Below are 18383 nucleotides of genomic sequence, written 5' to 3'. Positions count from 1 at the left end.
TCGCCTCTGCTGGCAATCCATGGCAAGGGAGCGCTCATGACCTCCCCGATCCAAGACACGATCCTGTCCCTTCTCGCGCCGCTGGCCGAGGGCAAGTCGATCGACCCGATGAACGTCGCCAAGGCGGTCCAGCCCGAGCGCTGGCAGCAGATCCTGGGCCACGTGCGCACCAACGCCATCGAACTGGCCCGCGAGGGCAAGGTCGTGATCCTGCGCCACAACAAGCCGGTCAATCCCGAGAAATTCCGCGGCGTCTATCGCATCCGCACGCGGCTTGAGGGCGATCCGACCAGCTTCGAGGACACTGTCGTCGAAGATGAAGCCGGCGACGACGCTACGGAAGCTTGACCCCGAGGCGGCGGGGCCTGTGTTCTGCCGCGAAAGGGGAGTGACCATGCGCAAGCTCGTGATCGCCGTGGCCGTGTCGACGGCCATGGCCCTGGGCGCGCTGACGCCCGCGCCGGCCTTGGCCTGGAACGACCAGGGCCACATGGCCACCGGCGACATCGCCTACGACACGCTCGCCGCGCGCGATCCCAGGGCCGTGGCCGCCATTGTCGCGATCATGCAGGCCCATCCCGACCACGCGCTGTTCGAGAAGCGCCTGGCCGGCCTCTCCGGCAAGGCGCGGGAGCGGCGGCTGTTCGCCCTGATGGCCGTCTGGCCCGACGATACGCGCGGCAGCCCGCACGACCGTCCCGACTGGCACTACGCCCTCAAGCTGGTCTCGCCCGCGCGGTTCGTGCTGCCGTTCACGGTGGGCAAGGCCGAGAAGGCGTTCGACGAACAACTGGCCATCGCCCGCGATCCCAAGGCGCCTCGCGCAGAGCGGGCCGTGGCCCTGTGCTGGCTCATGCACCTGGTCGGCGACCAGCATCAGCCGCTGCACGCCGGCCACTGGCTGTCGTGGGACTTTCCCAAGAGCGACCGGGCGGGCTCCATCGCCTATGTCCGCCGCCAGCCGGGCGCGGCGCCGGTCGACATGCACGACCTCTGGGACAGCGCGCCCGATCGTCCCATCGCCAACCGCGAGGCCGGCGCCGAGGCGGTGGCGGCGGCCGTCGAGGCGGCCCATCCGCGTCCCGCGCGCGTCGACTTGAGCGCGGATCCTTCGGCCGCCCTGAAGGGCTGGGAGCGCGAGAGCTGGGGCCTGGCCAAGGACGTCGCCTACCGCAACGGCGCGCTGGCCCGGGTTCCGGCCAAGGACAAGGCCCGGGCTCCGGTGCTGCCGCCCGGCTACATGGCCAAGATGCGGACCGTGGCCGATGCCCGCGTCGCCGCCGCCGGTTATCGCCTGGCCGACGTCCTAGCCTTGGTGCGGAGCTGACGTCGACCGCGCGTCGCGCTTGTTTTCGCGGGCATCGGGCTTAAGTGGCGACCATGCCGCTCGACGAGATCCTGGCCGACATCGCCGCCTGCCGGGCGTGCGCGCCATACCTGCCGCACGTTCCCCGCCCGGTGACGCTTGTCCGTGCGGAGACCCGCATCCTGATCGCCGGCCAGGCGCCGGGCCGGCTGGTCCATGAGACCGGCCTGCCGTTCAACGACCCGTCCGGCAACCGTCTGCGCCAGTGGATGGGCGTCGACCGCGAGACCTTCTATGGCCGGCCCGAGATCGGCGTGGCGGCCATGGCCTTCTGCTTTCCGGGCACCAATCCCAAGGGTGGCGACTTCCCGCCGCCGCCCCGCTGCGCGGCGATGTGGCGGTCTCAATTGCTGGCCGAGCTGCCGAATGTCGAGCTGACCCTGCTGGTCGGTAGCTACGCCCAGGACTGGGCGCTGCCGGGGCGGACCGGCAAAACCATGACCGAGACCATCGCCCGCTGGCGCGAGTTCGGACCTAACGTCCTGCCGATGCCGCATCCGTCCTGGCGCAACACCGCCTGGCTGAAACGCAATCCATGGTTCGAGGAAGAGGTCGTGCCCTTCCTTCGCCAGCGTGTCGCGGACATTCTGGGACGATGAACCGCCGCGCCCTGATCCTGACCGCGTCCGCCGCCGTGCTCTCGGCCTGCGCGCCGTTGCGGCAAGGGCCGGGCCTTGGGCCGCTGGGCTTTCGAGGGCCTCGGATCGAGACCGACGCCTTCGTCAGCTTCGACGGCGCGCGCCTGGGCCTGATGCGCTGGCTGCCGGCCACGGAGCCGGAGTGGGTCGTGGTCGGCCTGCACGGCATGAACGACTATTCCAACGCCTTTCACCTGGCGGCTGGCTGGTGGGCGGGGAAGGGGATCGCGACCTATGCGCTGGATGTCCGGGGCTTTGGCCGTTCGCCCGAGCGGGGCGTCTGGGCGCCGACCGAACTGGTGCTCGACGATGTCCGGGCGCTGATCACGGCGGTGCGCGAGCGCCATCCGAACGCCAAGCTCGCCCTGGCCGGGATCAGCATGGGCGGCGCGCTGGCGATCAGCGCCATGGCCTCCGAAAATCCGCCGCCGGTCGACAAGCTGATGCTGTTCGCGCCCGCCGTCTGGGGCTGGTCGAACCAGCCGCTGCCCAACCGCATGAGCCTGTGGGTCAGCGCCCACGTGCTGGGCCAGTGGGTGGTCAAGCCCCCCGACTGGCTGGTCCGCAACGTCATGGCCTCCGACAATATCGACGAACTGCGCCGCATGGGCCGCGACCCGCTGATGATCTGGGGGGCGCGCTCCGACACCATCTATGGGCTGGTCGGGCTGATGGAGCGCGCCTGGAAGTCGACGGGCGGGATCAATGTCCCGGTCGCCTGGTTCTACGGCGCCAACGACCACATCATCCCGCGCGAACCGACGGTCGAGGCCATCGGCCGCCTGAAGCCGGGCGCGAAGACCGCCTACTATGCGCACGGCTATCACCTGCTGCTGGTCGACAAGCAGGCCGCCAAGGTCTGGGGCGACGCCGAGGCGTTCCTGCGCGACGCGCCGGGGCCCTGGCCCCCGTCCGGCGCGCCGCCCATTCCGTCCAGCGTGGCGGCGATGACGGCATTGGATCCGCCCAAGCCGGCCAAACACAAGAAGCCCTAGCGTCAGCCTTCGGGGTTGTGAGGGGCGGCGAGGGGGCGTAAAGCCGCCACGTTCATTCTGGCATAGGCGAGACCGACGGCATGACCTTGTTCGATTCCCCCGATTTCGAGGGACACGAAGGCGTCCACGCTTTCTTCGATGAAAAAACTGGCCTGAAGTCGATTATCGCGATCCACTCGACCGCGCGCGGCCCGGCCGCTGGCGGCTGCCGCATGTGGGACTATTCAAGCAGCCAGGCGGCCGTGACCGACGCTCTGCGCCTGTCGCGCGGCATGTCGTACAAGAACGCCATGGCCGAGCTGGACCTGGGCGGCGGCAAGGCCGTGATCATCGGCGACAGCCGCAGCCAGAAGACGCCGGAACTGTTCGAGGCCTTCGGCCGCGCGGTCGACAGCCTGAACGGCCAGTACTGGACCGCCGAGGACGTCGGCGTCTCGCCCTCGGACCTGGAAAACACCCGCAAGACCACCCGCTTCGTCGCCGGCCTGGAAGGCCACGCGGCCGCCTCGGGCGATCCGTCGCCGGTCACCGCCGAGGGCGTGTTCCGCGGCGTGCGCCTGTCCGTCGAGCGCGCTTTGAACCGCGACCTCAAGGGCGTGCGGGTCGCCATCCAGGGCGTCGGCCATGTCGGCGCCTATCTGGCCGAGAAGCTGCACGCCGCCGGCGCGGTCCTGACCATCGCCGACGTCAACCAGGCCGCCCTGAACGAAGTGGCCGCCAAGACCGGCGCGACGATCGTGCCGACCGACGCCATCTTCGACGTCGAGGCCGATGTGTTCGCGCCCTGCGCCCTGGGCGGGGCGATCTCGGCCGCGACCCTGCCGCGCCTGAAGGTCAAGGTCATCGCCGGCGGGGCCAACAACCAGCTGGCCGACGCCATGATCGGCCAGACCGTGTTCGATCGCGGCATCCTCTATGCCCCGGACTACGTCATCAACGGCGGCGGCATCATCAACGTGGCCGCCGAGATCCGGGGCCTGGAAGCCGGCGCGGCCTTCGACGGCGCCTGGGTGGCGACCAAGCTGGACCGCCTGGCCCAGACCCTGGCCGAGGTCATCGACCAGTCGATCAGCGAGAAGCGTCCTGCCAATCTGGTCGCCGACGAGATCGCCCGCGCCCGCATTGCGGCGGCGCGCGGCTAAAACCGGCCTCAGGCGTTCTTCCTGGCGGTCCCATGGAGAACGTCATGTCGCACATCGACGACCTGAAAACGCAGATGGAAGAGGCTATCGCCGCTCAGGACTTCGAGGCGGCGGCCAAGCTGCGCGACGAGATCGGCGGCATCCAGCACAGCGCTCTGGTGCGGGGCGTCGAGGATGCGGCGCAAGCGTCCTATTTCCAGCGCCAGGTTCCCGGCCGCATGGGCCTGGGCACCGACCAGCCGGTTCCGAAGACGCCCGAAGGCTGGGTCCCGCCGAAGAAGCCGGATCCCATGACCGCCAACCACTCCCGGGGCGGTCGCCGGACCAAGTCCTAGGCCGAGGCCCGGTTGCGGCCGCTGATCGCCGCGCCGGCGTCCTTGTCCAGCGACAGGTAGACCGGCAGGGCCAGCAGGGTCACCAGGCCGATCGCCACGAACGGCAAGGTGAAGCGGTCTGGCGTCAGGGCGCCGCCGGCGCCCCGCGCCAGGTGCAGCATGATGCCGCCGAAGCTGACGCCCAAGGCCAGGCCCACCTGCTGGGTCACGGCCGACAGGGTCGAGGCGGCCGCCGTCGAGGTCTCCGGGACATCGGCATAGGCGATGGTGTTGGCGGCGATGAACTGGTTGGAGCGGCAGAACCCGCCCAGGGTCAGGGCGACCATCATCACGGCCATCGGCGTAGCGGGGCCGAAGAAGCCCGGCGCGGCGGTGAACAGCGCCGTCAGGGTGACGAAGACCGCCAGAGAGGTGCGGAAGCCGAACCGCTTGAGGCCCGCCGTCGCGAACGGGCGGGCGACCAGCACGCCGACGCCGGTCGCTAGGGTGACGACGCTGGCCTTCAGTGGGCTCCAGCCCAGCGCCACCTGCAGCAGCAGCGGCATCAGGAAGGGACTGGCCCCGATACCCAGCCGCACCAGCGTCCCGCCGACCAGGCTGGCGCGGAAGGTCGGATAGCGCAGCAGGGTCAGGTCCAGGATCGGGCGACCGGTGCGCTTGGCGATGCGCAGGTAGATGGTCCCGCAGGCGACGGAGAGCGCCAGCAGGGTGATCTGCGCCCAGGGCGGCAGCAGGTTGACGCCCGCCGTCTCGGCCACGACCACCAGACCGCTGACCGCCAGGGCCGACAGGACGAAGCCGAGCGTGTCGAAGCGGCCCAGGTCGCGCTTGGGCTCGCTCTTGGGCACGAAACGCCTGACGGCGATCACGCCCAGCAGCCCGACCGGCAGGTTGATGTAGAAGATCCAGGGCCATTCGGCGACGCTGAGCACAAGCCCCGCGATCGGCGGGCCAATCAAGGGGCCAACAAGCGCGGGCATGGTGAACCAGCCCATGGCGGTCAGCAGCTTGTCCTTGGGGGTGGCGCCGACCACGATCAGCCGCGCCACCGGCGTCATCATCGCCCCGCCGATCCCCTGGACGATCCGCGAGGCGACCAGGGCCTCCAGGCTGCGCGACTGGCCGCAAAGGGCCGAGCCCAGCAGGAAGACGACCATGGCTGACAGGAACACCCGCCGCGCGCCGAACCGTTCCGCCGCCCAGCCGCTGGCCGGCGTGAAAACCGCCAGCGCCAGAATGTAGGAGGTCAGGGCCAGCTTCAGGTGGATCGGATCGACCGCGAAGGCTCGCGACAATGTGGGGAGGGCGGTCGACAGGGCCGTGGAGTCGATGAACTCCATCAGCAGCGCGCTGGCCACGGCGATGGAGATCAGGCGCGTCGCGAGGGGCGAGGATGCTGGAGACTGATCGGGCACGAGGGCGCTTTACGCCCCTGCACAGCGGGGGTCCATACGCGCGTGCGTCACATCCTTGCAGAACCGAAATGGGCGGCCTAGCGGCCGCGCACCGAGACGCTGACGCCGAAGACCGTGTCCTTGTTGGAATAGTCGATCGAGTTGAGCTTGCGGCGGGTGGCGCTCAGCGAGATGAGGCTGTTGCCCTTCCGATAGCCCAGGCCGATCTGGCGGCTGCCGAAGCGGGCCATCTTCTCTTCGCTGTAGCCGGCGTTGCGCCAGCCGCCGAAGGTGTCGCGGATCAGGTTCAGGCCATACGCCTTGCCCGAACTGGCGGCGTACAGCATCCAGCGGCCGCGCCGCAGGTCCTCGGCCGAGGCGCTGGCCTTGGACATCAGGTTCGAGGCGTTCAGCGTCAGGCGCTTCACCGCGCCCGACTGCAGGCCCATCGGCGTGAAGGCTAGAGGCTGGTCGTCAACCTGCATCTGCAGAATCTTGCCGGCCGGGCGGCGATGCTCGACCCGCGTGAGGGCCAGCACCGGACGGTGAGGGGCGGCCGAGACCTCGGCCAGGATCCGCGCAGATGGACCTGCGGGGGCGGCGACCGGCGCGGGCGGCGGCGGGGTCCGCGAAGTGGCGACGGCCAGGGCGACGGCCGGCGCGGCGCCGGCGAGGCCGACGTCTTGGGGGCCACCGGCCAGGGCCATCATGGCGACGGCGGGAACGGCGTGGGTTTCGGCGGCGACGACCGCGGGGACGGCGACACGCGAACGCTCGCCGCCGTAGCGGGCCGTGGCGATCGGGGCGTCGGGATCGTCAACCGGGGCGCGGACTTCAGATGCGCCGGCCCCAGGTCCGCCAGCCAAGGTCAGGGTCTGGTTGAATTCCTCAGGGGCGCGAGTCGACAGGGCGGTCGCGGCGCTTACCACCGCAAGACCAGCCGTCGCCAACAGACATCCGAGCGCGACGCGCCGCATGTTTGCAGTGCTCCCCCATTCCCCTGGCGTCAAAAATTAATGGCGCCGCGGGTGTCTGTATAGGTCGCTCGCGTGGCAGGGGTGGCGGAAGGCCCTCGTGTTCACGCTTTTTTACAATTCAGTGCCCCGGTCTGGGTTCGAAGGTCCGTCGTTCCTTCACCTTCAGGCAGTCCTGGTCGGGCTTCTGGCCGTGTTGAGCCTTGGGCTCCGATTTCGGGAAGCAGACGTTCCGCATGGGGTCTTGGTTCTGGAAGCCGCTGGTCATGGCTTTTCCTCCCGTACGCACACTCATTCTATCACGCCACCTGGTTGATCGGATCGATTAGGCGCACCTCCACGGAGACGTGAAGACGCGCGGAGCCCGGGTCGCCGATGATCGCCCCGGAGACGGGTAACGCCTGAGCCGGCGTTCGGGTGGCGGCGACGCGGATCAAATCCGGCGACTCGGCCAGGCCGTTGGTCGGGTCGAACTCCAGCCAGCCAAGATCCGGCAGGAAAACCTCGCACCAGGCGTGGGTCGCCCCAGCCCCGCGGATCGTCGCGCCGGGCGAGTGGATGTAGCCGGTGGCGAACAGGGCCGCGTAGCCGAGGCGGCGCAGGCCCTCGACCATCAGCCAGGCCAGGTCGCGGCAGGCGCCGCTGCGCTTCTGCAGGGTCTCGACCGGCGTTTGAACGCCTTCTTCGTAGCGATTTCGGTACTCGAACTGCTGATGGATCAGTTCGTTGACGCGCAGCAGGAAGGCCAGCGCCGGCTCATCGCGATGGCCTTGCAGGCCCCGCAGCCATCGTAGCAGCACCGCGTCGGGGTCATCGGTGACGGGCGCGATGAACGGCTCCAGAGTCGTCCGATCCTCGCGGGAATAGACGATCGGGGTCAGGGTGTCGGGGTTCTCGATCCGCTGGGGCGCCAGCGGGGCGGGGTAGCGGTCGATGACCAGTTCGCTGGCCACCCGCATGGCGTCGGCCTCGCCGGTCGGCTCGAAGATGCAGACGCAGTTTCCGTTCGCGTCGTAGCTCCAGCGCGTGCCGCCGGGCGGGAAGAGGCGCAAGCTGGCCTCGACGATACGCAGGGCGTGACTGTCGCGCGGGCGGATCATCAGCCGCTGCGGTCCGAACCGCACCGGCCGTTCATAATAGTATCGGGTCTCGTGAAGGATCCGCAGCCGTCCCATGCCAGAGCGACAACGCGCCGGCCGGGAGACCGTTCCGCCTATGAGCTAGGCGAGAAAGCCGGCCTCGGCAAAGGCCAGCATGCGGTCCAGCAGGGCCACGACGTCGGCCTCGCTGGTCTGGCCTTCCGACAGCACGTTCAGGCGGTCGAACTCGGCGAAGCGGTTGTTGTGCAGCATCCCCAGGGTGAAGTGGAGCCGCCAGTAGACCTCTTCCGGCGACAGGTCCGGACGGGCCTTCAGCAGCGCGTCGGAGAAGCGGCGCAGGTGCGAGACGTCGGTCTTCAGCACGGCGCGGATCTCGTCGGTGCCTTCGCTGCGGGCGCGGATCAGGAACTGCAGCGAGATGCGGCGCTCGTGGTCGGGCGCCAGCCAGCGCAGGGGCGGGGTCAGCAGGGCGGCGAGGATCTCGCGCAGTGGCGGGCTGCCGTCGTTACGGTCGTTGGCCTCGTGCAGCATCTTGGCCCGCTCGCGGTTGAGCTCGGCCGTGCGACGCCGGAAGATTTCGAACAGCAGGGCGTCCTTGGACCCGAAGTGGTAGTTCACCGAGGCCAGGTTCACGCCGGCGGCGGCGGTGATGTCGCGCACGGAGACGTTCTGGAAACCGTGCAGCGCGAACAGGCGCTCGGCGGCCACGAAGACCAGGTTCTTGGTGGCGGCTTCGGTCTCGGCGGCCTCGACTTCGTTAGAAGCGGCGGCGTCGGTGGTCGGACTCACTACATATTCCCCTTTACCCGTGGGGAAGTCTTACGGGCGTTCGAATTTGGCGCAAGCGTCAAGATCATCGTCCGAACGCGGATCGAGGGTTGTTTGTGGCATTTTCCGTCAAGCGCGTGACGCTCCGCCCGATCGCGGGCGTTCAGCCGGCGGCGGCGAGGCGCGCGACGGGGCGGCCCATCCGACCGCGCCGCAGCTGGCGCAGCAACGGCCGGCCCACGGCGACGCCCAGGATCAGCGGCGCCAGCAGCACGGCCAGGGCCTTGCGCGGCAGGCTGTCGGCGCGCTTTAGGAAATAGCGCACCAGGCCCTTGCCCTTGTGCCACTCGACGATCAGCGGGTTCTCCTTGCTGGTCGAGCCGACGTGGACGATGCGGGCGGCGGGCTGGAACAGCACGCTGCCGCCCGTCTTGCGGGCCCGCCAGCACAGGTCGACGTCCTCGACGTGCAGGAAATAGCCCTCGTCGAAGCCGCCGAGAGCCTGGAAATCGGCGGCCCGCATATAGAAGCAGGCGCCCGAGATCGTAGGGGTGTCCACCGGGTGCGAAGGGGGGGCTTCGCTTTCCCGGTGGATCTCGAAGCGGCGCAGCGGGGGCAGAAGGGCGCTAAGCTTCGAGAGGCTGAGCAGGGTCGTGACGGGCGTGATCTCGCCGCGCCGCGCGCCCCGCTGTTCGGTTCCGTCGGTATTGAACACCCTGGCCCCGATCACGCAGGGCGAGGGGCGGTCGCGGGCGGCGTCGGACAGGGCCGCCACCGCGCCGGGGGTCAGGTAGGCGTCGGGATTGAGGAAGACCAGTTCCTCGCCCTTCGCCGAGGTCGCGCCCAGATTGGCGGCGCGGGCGAAGCCGATATTACCCAGCCCCTGCAGCAGGCGCACGCGCGGCTCGCGGCGGGCCAGATCGCGCAGCCAGGCCGCGTCGGCTAGGGACGAGCCGTTGTCGACGATCACGAACTCCTCGACCCGAGGCTCGGCCAGGGCGTAGCGCACGCTCTCCATCAGCGCCGGACCGGTCATGTAGACGACCATGATCAGCGACAGGCGCGGGCGGATGGCCCAATCCTGCTTCAGCGGGGCTGCGGTGCGAAAGGGGGCGGGGTCGATCGAAACGTACATGCGGCCCGATGCATTCAAAATAGTTGCATAAAAACTGTATGTGGGTCGAAGATGATCCGCAAGGCCTCACAGCGAGACCGGCGATCGATTGTTGCGTTTTTACGCATTGTGTAACAACTAGGGCAGCGCCCGCGTAGTGGGCGAGGAAGCGGCTTTGCAATGTCCAGAACGGCGATGAATCCCGCCAAGGCGGCCCTGACCAAGACCCTGCGCCGCGAAGCGGGGCGCTGGCTTAAGGCCGCGCGCGAGGCCGCGGGCCTCACGCAGGCGGAACTGGCCGAGAAGACCGGGTTGCGTTACTACACCTTCGTCTCGCAGGTTGAGAACGGTCTTGGTCGCGTTCCGATCGAGGCTCAAGCCGTCTGGGCGGAGAGCCTGGGTCTTGATCCCGGTCAGTTCGCCCGCACCCTGCTGCGATATTACGAACCCGAGCTGTACCGGCTTCTGTTCGACGGCGCCGCCGAAGAGGCTGAGCCGGTCGTGACCGAACGGGCGGCCCAGGCCTGACGAGCGACGACAATATGGGTGAGATCCTAGCCTTCAGCCCGCGGCCTCCGGCCAGCGACTGGTCCGCCAACGAGCGCGGCCTGCTGATGCTGCTGACGCAGCAGCTGGAGACGGCCTATGGCGAGGTCGACGGGATCTTCGGCCAGACCGACTCGGGCGACCCCTGGTACGTGGTCACCGACTCCAACCAGGACGTCCTGGTCCATGTCGCCCGCATCGATGGCCAGTTCGTCGTCCACGATGCGGCGATCGACATGTTCCACCAGGTGGGCAGCCTGTGGGGCGCGCTGCGCCAGGTGCTGTCCTCGAGCATGACCGAACAGAACGGCACGGTCGTGGCCTTCAATCCGTCCAGCCGCGAGGCCCAGTCCTTCCTGTCGCTGGTCATCGCCGTCGGTCTCTATCTCGAGCTGCGCGGCGCCGAACTGGGCCAGGCGGGCCACCTGACCTTCGACAACCTGCCGCGCATCGATGATCCGGCCCTTCAGACGATGGCCTCCAGGCTGGTCGCCGCCCTGAACCTCGAAGCCGACCGGACCCCGGCGCATACGCCGGCCGCGGCGACGGGCGAGGCAGCGGCGGCGCCGGCGGCGATCAAGCCGGAGAGCGCCGGGTCGATCGTGGTCCAGGCGCCGAGCGAGGCTCCCCAGGGCCTGTCGGTGTTCAAGATCGCCCATCTGACCGGCGAGCAGGCTCCGCCGGCGCCGGCGCCGGCTCCGAGCCCCGTTCAAGCGCCGGCTGCTGCGGACGAAAGGGCGGTCGTCGAAGACGTGGGCAACCAGGGCTTCGCCGCCACCAAGAGCGTCATGGTGGGATCCTCTGGCAACGACGTCATGTATGGCACGGCCGGCGCGGACACGATCCGGGGCGGGGCGGGCGACGACTATATCGACGGTCGCGGCGCGCCGAAGGGCGAGGTCGATCACCTGGAGGGCGGCGAAGGCGCCGATCGCATCGTCATGAACGCCCGCGTGGTCGCCAAGGGCGGGGCCGGGGCCGACACCTTCCTGATCTCCGCCGCGCCACCGGCCGACAAGACCGCCGCGCTGCTCGGCGTGGTGCTCGACTACACGGCCGCCAAGGGCGACCACCTGGCCGTGATGGGCGACGGCCACGTGACCGTGGTCAGCACCGCCGCCGTCAGCAACGTGCTGGGGACGCAGATTGAGGTGCTGAACGACACCACCCTCGCGCAGGCGACGGACGTTAGTGCGGCGGTGTCGGGGACTCGCGTCGGTTTCGATATCGACGGTGACGGAAAAGAAGACGTCTTCATCCTGCTCGGCGGGGCCGCCAGCGCCACCTTCCGGATCGGGACGACGATCGCCAACGACCACACCGCGCCGCCCGAAGTGCCGCTGATCGGCCAGCCGACTGCGGACGCCGGCCACTACGGCGATACGACGACCGGGCGTTAGAGCCTGTCCCCCGTCTAGCTGGGGCTCTAGCCCCTAACCAGCTCGCGCATGGCCTTGTCCAGGCCGTCGATGGTCAGCGGATACATGCGGTCGGAGACGATCTGTTTCATCACGCCGATCGACTGGGTGTAGTCCCAGTGCCGTTCCGGCGTCGGGTTCAGCCAGATGCAGCTCTGGTAGATGTCGGTGACCCGCTGCATCCAGATCGCGCCGGGCTCCTCGTTCCAGTGCTCGACGCTGCCGCCCGGATAGGTGATCTCGTACGGGCTCATGGTCGCGTCGCCGACGAAGATCACCTTGTAGTCGGCCGGGAACTTGTGGAGCACGTCGAAGGTCTGGATCTTCTCGGTGTTGCGGCGCTTGTTGTCCTTCCACACGGTCTCGTAGAGGCAGTTGTGGAAGTAGTAGAACTCCAGGTTCTTGAACTCGGTCTTGGCGGCGCTGAACAGCTCCTCGCAGAGCTTGATGTGGCCGTCCATCGAGCCGCCGATGTCGAAGAAGATCAGCACCTTGATGGCGTTGCGGCGCTCGGGCCGCAGCTGGATGTCCAGATAGCCCTTCTCGGCCGTGCCCTTGATGGTGCCGTTCAGGTCCAGCTCTTCGGCCGCGCCGGTGCGGGCGAACTTCCTCAAGCGCCGTAGGGCGACCTTGATGTTGCGGGTGCCCAGCTCGACCGAGTCGTCGAGGTTCTTGTACTCGCGCTTGTCCCAGACCTTCACCGCGCGGCCGTGGCGGCTCTTGTCCTGGCCGATGCGCACGCCTTCGGGGTTGTAGCCGTTGTTGCCGAACGGCGAGGTGCCGCCCGAGCCGATCATCTTGTTGCCGCCCTCGTGACGCTTGTGCTGCTCGCGCAGCCGCTCCTGCAGGGTCTCCATCAATTTCTCGAAGCCGCCCAGGGCCTCGATCTGAGCCTTCTCCTCGTCGGTCAGGAACTTCTCGGTCAGGGCCTTGAGCCACTCTTCCGGGATATCGGCGGCGAGGCCGTCATTGACGGTCTCCAGCCCCTTGAAGACGTGGCCGAACACGCGGTCGAACTTGTCGAGGTTCTTCTCGTCCTTCACCAGGCTGGCGCGCGACAGGAAGTAGAAATCCTCGATCCTGCGATCGATGACGTCCTTGTCGAGGGCCTCCATCAGCAGGAGGTATTCACGCAGGCTCACCGGCACCTTGGCCTGGCGGAGCTCGGAGAAGAAGCGAAGGAACATCGGCGCGGCTTTCGAACAGATGTTCGGGAGAATGGAGGGTTCTCAATCGCGACGCAATGCCGAGCCTCATCCCCGCCGCAGGATGAACTCCAGGTCCCGCGTCTCCCCGACCGGGAAGTGGTACTCGCCGACCTTCTCGAACCCCAGGCGGCCATAGAGCTTCTGCGCCCCGAAGTTCTCGGACCACACGCCGATCCACAGCGGGCGGGGGCCGTCCTTCTCCAGCCAGTCCAGGGCGGTGTTCAGCAGCGCCGAGCCGCGCCCGCCGCCCTGGTGGCTCTTGAGCACATAGACCCGCTTCAGCTCGCCATGGGCGGGCTCAACGTCCTCATGGGGCAGGTCGCACGGTCCGGCCAGGGCGTAGCCGATGGCCTCGCCGTCCTCGTCCTCCAGCAGCCAGGTCGCCTTGTCGGGATGGGCCAGGTCGTTGCGGGTCCGCTCCAAGCCGTAGGCATAGGCCAGGAAGGTCTCCAGGTCCTCGGGCGGATAGAGGTGGGCGAAGGTTTCCGTGAAGGTGCGCGCGCCCAGGCTGGACACGGTGTCGGCGTCGTCGATCGTGGCGCGGCGAATGGAAGACGGGCGGATGGTCTGAGCAGCGTTCAAGGTCTAGAATCCTCGCATGACCGTGGCGCTTTATACCCATCTCGACATGCTCGACCACCAGCCCGGCCATGGCCACGTGGAGAGCCCAGAGCGCCTGCGCGCCGTGATCGACGCCCTGAACGATGATCCCAATCTGGCGCTGGAGGCGCTGGATGCGCCGCTGGTCGAGGTCGAGGACCTGCTGCGGGTGCATCCCAAGGCCTTCGTCGACGCCGTGTTCGAGGCCGCGCCCAGGTCGGGCCGGCTGGCGCTGGACCCCGACACGGTGATGTCGAGCGGCAGCCTGGCGGCCGCCCGTCGCGCGGCCGGGGCCAGCGTCGCGGCGGTGCGAGCCGTGGCGGCGGGCGAGGCCAGGCGAGCATTCTGCGCCGTGCGGCCGCCGGGACATCATGCCGAGCCGGGCGTGGCCATGGGCTTTTGCGTCTTTTCCAGCGTCGCCGTGGCGGCCCGCGCGGCCCAGGCGGCCGGGCTGAAGCGGGTGGCGATCGTCGACTTCGACGTCCACCACGGCAACGGCACACAAGCCGTGTTCGAGAACGACCCGACCGTGTTCTTCGCCTCGATCCACCAGTCGCCGCTCTATCCGGGCACCGGCGATCCGTCCGAGACCGGTCTGGGCAACATCGCCAACGCCACGGTGGCCCCGCATGCGCCGCGCGAACTGTGGCGGTCGCGATTCGAGGGGCTGATGGACAAGGTCGACGCCTTCGCGCCCGAGCTGCTGATCGTCTCGGCCGGCTTCGACGCCCACGTCCGCGATCCGCTGTCGGCCCAGAGCCTGGACGAGGACGATTTCGCCTGGGCGACGCGGGCGATCGTCTCGGTGGCCAACGCCCGCGCCAAGGGCCGGGTTGTGTCCTCGCTCGAGGGCGGTTACGACCTCCAGGCGCTGGGGCGTTCCGCCGCCGCGCATGTGCGCGCTCTTCAGGAGGGGTGAGGGGACGGAAAGGCCGCTGGGCCCACCGACTTCTCTTCAACATGGCCGACGTCACCATCGCCGACCAAGCGTCCTCGCCCGTGAAGTCGGGGACCGTCACCCTGGCCCGCCACGGCGAGCCCGCCCTGTCGCGCAAGGTCCGCCTCAATGCGCCTGAATACGGCGACTGGTGGGCGCGCTACGAGGTGGGCGGCCTGAAGGACGGACAGACCCCGCCGGACGGGCTGATCCAGATCGCCCGTGACGCGGACGTGATCATCGTCTCGACCCGCCGCCGCGCCATCGAGACCGCCAAGGCGGTGGTCGGCGAGCGGACCTTCACCACCGATGAGACCTTCATCGAAGCCCCGCTGCCGCCGCCGCCCTGGCCGCTGTGGCTGCGGATGTCGCCCAAGCGCCTGGGTTTCTTCGCCCGCTTCTGGTGGTGGTTCTTCAACAATCACGGCGGCCAGGAGACCCGCGCCGAAGCCGAGGTCAGGGCCGGCAAGGCCGCCGACCGGCTGGTGGCGCTGTCCGACCAGGGCCAGGACGTACTGCTCGTGGCTCACGGCTTCTTCAACTGGATGATCGCCGATGCGCTGAAGGCGCGTGGGCTGACGAAACTGCTTGATGAAGGTCACGCCTACTGGAGCCTCAAGCGCTTCCGCCGCGGCTGATCTGTCACCGATCTCGCAAACCCTCTTCCCTTAACCACGCCCAGGCTCTAGGCCGTTGCTCGCGTCGGCCCGGGACACTAGGCTCACGCCTGTTCACCTGAGAGTTGAAATGACCGACGCCGCCAGCAATCCCGCCGATATCTCCGCCCTGAGCTTCGAAGAAGCCCTGGCGCAGCTTGAGCGGATCGTGGCCGAGCTGGAGTCGGGCCAAGCTCCGCTGGAGCGGTCGATCGACATCTATGAGCGCGGCGCGGCCCTGAAGGCCCACTGCGAGAAGAAGCTGGAGGCCGCGCGCCTGAAGGTCGAGAAGATCGTCCTGGGTCAGGGCGGCGCCGTCGCCGCCGAGCCGGCCGAGTTCAACTGATGGCGAGTTCGCGTCCGTCCAGTGATCTTGAGAAGCGGATCGTCCAGGCCGCTGACATCGTCACCGTGGCGCTCGACGAACTGCTGCCCCGCAGCGATGGTCCGGAAACGCGCCTGACGGAAGCCATGCGCTACGCGGCCCTGGGGCCGGGCAAGCGCTTGCGGCCGTTCTTCGCGCTCGAGACCGGCAAGATGTTCGACCTGCCCGAGCGGCCGGTTCTGCGCGCGGCCTGCGCGCTGGAATGCATCCACGCCTACAGCCTGGTCCATGACGACCTGCCGGCCATGGACGACGACGACGTCCGCCGCGGGCGTCCGACCGTGCACAAGCAATATGACGAGGCCACCGCCATCCTCGCGGGGGACGCCCTGCAGACGGCGGCCTTCGAGATCATGGCCCACCCCGACACCCACGACGACGGCCATGTGCGGTCGGAACTGGTGCGCAAGCTGGCCATCGCCTCGGGCGCCAAGGGCATGGCCGGCGGCCAGATGATCGACATTCTGGGCGTCCGCGACGACCTGGGCGCGGTCGCCCGCATGCAGCGCTTGAAGACGGGCGCCCTGATCGCCTTCGCGTTCGAGATCCCGCTGATCATCGCCCGCGCCAAGGAATCCGAGCGCGCCGCCCTGATGGCCTTCGCCCAGGACCTGGGCCTGGCCTACCAGATCGTCGACGACATTCTCGACGCCGAGGGCGATCCCGAGACCATGGGCAAGGCCACCGGCGGCAAGGACGCCGCCATGGGCAAGGCCAACTACGTCACCCTGCTGGGACTGGACGCGGCGAAAGAGCGCGTGGCGCTTTTGGCCGACCAGACCCGCTCCCATCTTGAAATCTTTGGCGAACGAGCCGGACATCTGCGCGAAAGCGTCGATTTCGTGCTGGACCGCCGGAACTGACCGCGCTTTCTTCAAACATGCCCACCAACACACCCTTGCTAGACTCGATCGCCTCGCCGGCTGACACGCGAGGGCTTTCCCTCCCAGAGCTGAAACAGCTGTCGGCGGAAGTTCGCGCCGAGATGATCGACGCGGTGTCGGTGACGGGCGGCCACCTGGGCGCCGGCCTGGGCGTGGTCGAGCTGACCGTGGCCCTGCACCACGTGTTTGAGACGCCCAAGGACATCCTGATCTGGGATGTCGGCCACCAGGCCTATCCGCACAAGATCCTCACCGGCCGTCGCGATCGCATCAAGACGCTGCGCCAGGGCGGGGGCCTGTCGGGCTTCACCAAGCGGGCCGAGAGCGAATACGACCCGTTCGGCGCGGCCCACGCGGCGACCTCGATCTCGGCGGCCCTGGGCTTCTGCGCCGCGCGCGACGCGAAAGGCGAGGACAACAGCGTCATCGCCGTGATCGGCGACGGCTCGCTGGGCGCCGGCATGGCCTATGAGGCCATGAACGCGGCGACCGACACCACCAAGCGCCTGATCGTCATCCTCAACGACAACGACATGTCGATCGCCCCGCCGGTGGGCGGCATGAGCGCCTACCTGGCCAACCTGGTTTCGGGCGGCGCCTATCGCTCGGTGCGCAAGCTGGGCAAGACCGTCGTCGAAAAGCTGCCGACGCCGATGCGCGAAGCGGCCCGCAAGGCGGAAGAATATGCCCGGGGCATGGTCACCGGCGGCACCTTCTTCGAGGAGCTGGGCTTCTACTATATCGGCCCGATCGACGGCCACGACATGGACGCCCTGGTCAGCGTGCTCAAGAACGCCAAGGCCTTCGGCGACAAGCCGGTGCTGGTCCACTGCGTCACCCAGAAGGGCAAGGGCTACGCCCCGGCCGAGGGGGCCGAGGACAAGCTGCACGCCGTGGCCAAGTTCGACGTGGTCACCGGCCAGCAGCACAAGCCGGCCGCCGGCCCGCCCAGCTACACCAAGGTCTTCGCCCAGGAACTGGTCAAGCAGGCGCAGCGCGACGACAAGATCGTCGCCATCACCGCCGCCATGCCCTCGGGCACGGGCCTGGACATCTTCCAGAAGGCGTTCCCGGACCGCACCTTCGACGTCGGCATCGCCGAGCAGCACGCGGTGACCTTCGCCGCCGGCCTGGCCGCCGACGGCATGAAGCCGTTCGCGGCGATCTATTCGACCTTCCTGCAGCGCGGCTACGACCAGGTTGTCCACGACGTCGCCATCCAGGGTCTGCCGGTGCGCTTCGCCATGGACCGCGCCGGCCTGGTCGGCGCCGACGGCCCGACCCACGCCGGCAGCTTCGACATCGGCTTCATGGGCGCTCTGCCCGGCATGGTGCTGATGGCCGCCGCCGACGAGGTCGAGCTGGCCCGAATGGTCGCCACCGCCGCCGAGATCGATGACCGCCCCAGCGCTTTCCGCTATCCGCGCGGCGAGGGCCTGGGCCTGGAGATGCCGGCGATCGCCGAGCCGCTGGAGATCGGCAAGGGCCGCATCGTCCGCGAGGGGACCAGCGTCGCCATCGTCTCGTTCGGCACGCGCCTGTCCGAAAGCCTGAAGGCCGCCGATCTGCTGGCCGCGCGCGGCCTGTCGGCCACCGTCTGCGACGCCCGCTTCGCCAAGCCGCTTGACCTGGACCTGCTGCTGCGCCTGGCGCGTGAGCACGAGGCGATCATCACCGTGGAAGAGGGCTCGATGGGCGGCTTCGGCGCCTTCGTGCTGCAGGCGCTGGCCCAGCACGGCGCGCTGGATCGCGGCCTGAAGATCCGCACCCTGTGCCTGCCCGACGTCTTCCAGGACCAGGACAAGCCCGACGTCATGTACGCCCAGGCCGGTCTCGACGCCGAGGGCATACTGCGCGGGGCCTTGTCGGCCATGGGCATGGACAATGTCAGCGCGGCGGGGGCTGGCCGTCGGGCGTAAGCTC

Annotated in this window: 21 protein-coding genes; 13 read left to right on the top strand and 8 right to left on the bottom strand. The window is 68.7% G+C overall.

What is annotated here, in order from left to right:
• The first annotated feature begins 36 nt into the window (after positions 1-36).
• From CSW62_RS17135 to CSW62_RS17110, 6 genes are all read left to right on the top strand, one after another.
• Entirely contained in the window at positions 37-348 is a 312-nt protein-coding gene (locus tag CSW62_RS17135; protein ID WP_099579832.1) for a DUF3253 domain-containing protein, read from the top strand.
• 46 nt (positions 349-394) lie between these two features.
• Entirely contained in the window at positions 395-1327 is a 933-nt protein-coding gene (locus CSW62_RS17130; RefSeq protein WP_158235458.1) for a S1/P1 nuclease, read from the top strand.
• A 53-nt stretch (positions 1328-1380) separates the two neighbouring features.
• Complete coding sequence (locus CSW62_RS17125; RefSeq protein ID WP_099579828.1) at positions 1381-1965, top strand: uracil-DNA glycosylase family protein; 585 nt, start codon at positions 1381-1383, stop codon at positions 1963-1965.
• On the top strand, positions 1962-2999 hold the full coding sequence (locus tag CSW62_RS17120) for an alpha/beta hydrolase (RefSeq protein WP_099579826.1): 1038 nt from the start codon (positions 1962-1964) through the stop codon (positions 2997-2999). The genes CSW62_RS17125 and CSW62_RS17120 overlap by 4 nt, the downstream gene beginning before the upstream one ends.
• A gap of 80 nt (positions 3000-3079) precedes the next feature.
• Positions 3080-4141 carry a Glu/Leu/Phe/Val dehydrogenase gene (locus tag CSW62_RS17115; RefSeq protein WP_099579824.1) on the top strand — a complete coding sequence of 354 codons (1062 nt, stop codon included), beginning with the start codon at positions 3080-3082 and terminating at the stop codon, positions 4139-4141.
• Between the two features lie 44 nt (positions 4142-4185).
• A complete protein-coding gene (locus tag CSW62_RS17110; RefSeq protein ID WP_099579822.1) occupies positions 4186-4476 on the top strand; it encodes a UvrB/UvrC motif-containing protein in 291 nt (96 codons plus the stop codon).
• Here the strand turns inward: CSW62_RS17110 and CSW62_RS17105 are convergent.
• The 6 genes from CSW62_RS17105 to CSW62_RS17085 all read right to left on the bottom strand — a co-directional run bounded on the left by CSW62_RS17105 (position 4473) and on the right by CSW62_RS17085 (position 9847).
• Positions 4473-5891: an MFS transporter gene (locus CSW62_RS17105; RefSeq protein WP_233206709.1), complete on the bottom strand. Its 1419-nt coding sequence runs from the start codon at positions 5889-5891 to the stop codon at positions 4473-4475. The genes CSW62_RS17110 and CSW62_RS17105 overlap by 4 nt on opposite strands.
• Positions 5892-5968: 77 nt before the next feature.
• Positions 5969-6847 (bottom strand): hypothetical protein, encoded by an 879-nt coding sequence (locus tag CSW62_RS17100; RefSeq protein ID WP_099579820.1) that lies wholly within the window; start codon positions 6845-6847, stop codon positions 5969-5971.
• 118 nt (positions 6848-6965) lie between these two features.
• Positions 6966-7112: a hypothetical protein gene (locus CSW62_RS26620; protein WP_199170627.1), complete on the bottom strand. Its 147-nt coding sequence runs from the start codon at positions 7110-7112 to the stop codon at positions 6966-6968.
• Positions 7113-7143: 31 nt separating this feature from the next.
• Positions 7144-8019: a transglutaminase family protein gene (locus CSW62_RS17095; protein WP_099579818.1), complete on the bottom strand. Its 876-nt coding sequence runs from the start codon at positions 8017-8019 to the stop codon at positions 7144-7146.
• A 45-nt stretch (positions 8020-8064) separates the two neighbouring features.
• Entirely contained in the window at positions 8065-8733 is a 669-nt protein-coding gene (locus tag CSW62_RS17090) for a TetR/AcrR family transcriptional regulator (protein ID WP_099579816.1), read from the bottom strand.
• A 142-nt stretch (positions 8734-8875) separates the two neighbouring features.
• Positions 8876-9847, bottom strand: a complete 972-nt coding sequence (locus CSW62_RS17085) for a glycosyltransferase family 2 protein (protein WP_099579814.1) — start codon at positions 9845-9847, stop codon at positions 8876-8878.
• A gap of 159 nt (positions 9848-10006) precedes the next feature.
• On the opposite strand from CSW62_RS17085, the gene CSW62_RS17080 reads away from it, so the two are divergent.
• Positions 10007-10354: a helix-turn-helix domain-containing protein gene (locus tag CSW62_RS17080; protein ID WP_099579812.1), complete on the top strand. Its 348-nt coding sequence runs from the start codon at positions 10007-10009 to the stop codon at positions 10352-10354.
• 14 nt (positions 10355-10368) lie between these two features.
• The gene (locus CSW62_RS17075; protein ID WP_099579810.1) at positions 10369-11772 is read left to right on the top strand and encodes a hypothetical protein; all 1404 of its coding nucleotides are present in this window, start codon (positions 10369-10371) and stop codon (positions 11770-11772) included.
• A 26-nt stretch (positions 11773-11798) separates the two neighbouring features.
• On the opposite strand, the gene CSW62_RS17070 is transcribed toward CSW62_RS17075, so the two are convergent.
• Together CSW62_RS17070 and CSW62_RS17065 are read right to left on the bottom strand one after the other, a co-directional pair.
• Positions 11799-12977: a VWA domain-containing protein gene (locus CSW62_RS17070; RefSeq protein ID WP_099579808.1), complete on the bottom strand. Its 1179-nt coding sequence runs from the start codon at positions 12975-12977 to the stop codon at positions 11799-11801.
• Positions 12978-13043: 66 nt separating this feature from the next.
• The gene (locus CSW62_RS17065; RefSeq protein WP_099579806.1) at positions 13044-13580 is read right to left on the bottom strand and encodes a GNAT family N-acetyltransferase; all 537 of its coding nucleotides are present in this window, start codon (positions 13578-13580) and stop codon (positions 13044-13046) included.
• Positions 13581-13596: 16 nt separating this feature from the next.
• Between CSW62_RS17065 and CSW62_RS17060 the strand changes: the two genes are divergently transcribed.
• The 5 genes from CSW62_RS17060 (at position 13597) to dxs (ending at position 18379) form a co-directional block, all read left to right on the top strand.
• A complete protein-coding gene (locus CSW62_RS17060) occupies positions 13597-14517 on the top strand; it encodes a histone deacetylase family protein (protein WP_099579804.1) in 921 nt (306 codons plus the stop codon).
• Positions 14514-15173 carry a histidine phosphatase family protein gene (locus CSW62_RS17055; protein ID WP_099579802.1) on the top strand — a complete coding sequence of 220 codons (660 nt, stop codon included), beginning with the start codon at positions 14514-14516 and terminating at the stop codon, positions 15171-15173. Before CSW62_RS17060 ends, CSW62_RS17055 begins: the two co-directional genes overlap by 4 nt.
• Before the next feature lie 109 nt (positions 15174-15282).
• Positions 15283-15537 carry an exodeoxyribonuclease VII small subunit gene (locus CSW62_RS17050; RefSeq protein ID WP_099579800.1) on the top strand — a complete coding sequence of 85 codons (255 nt, stop codon included), beginning with the start codon at positions 15283-15285 and terminating at the stop codon, positions 15535-15537.
• Complete coding sequence (locus CSW62_RS17045) at positions 15537-16439, top strand: polyprenyl synthetase family protein (RefSeq protein ID WP_099579798.1); 903 nt, start codon at positions 15537-15539, stop codon at positions 16437-16439. The genes CSW62_RS17050 and CSW62_RS17045 overlap by 1 nt, the downstream gene beginning before the upstream one ends.
• Positions 16440-16456: 17 nt before the next feature.
• The gene (dxs, locus tag CSW62_RS17040) at positions 16457-18379 is read left to right on the top strand and encodes a 1-deoxy-D-xylulose-5-phosphate synthase (protein ID WP_099579796.1); all 1923 of its coding nucleotides are present in this window, start codon (positions 16457-16459) and stop codon (positions 18377-18379) included.
• Positions 18380-18383 lie beyond the last annotated feature (4 nt).

Origin of the sequence: Caulobacter sp. FWC2 (genome assembly GCF_002742625.1) — a bacterium.
Lineage (GTDB): Bacteria > Pseudomonadota > Alphaproteobacteria > Caulobacterales > Caulobacteraceae > Caulobacter.
This window is presented reverse-complemented; position numbering and strand designations above follow the sequence as displayed.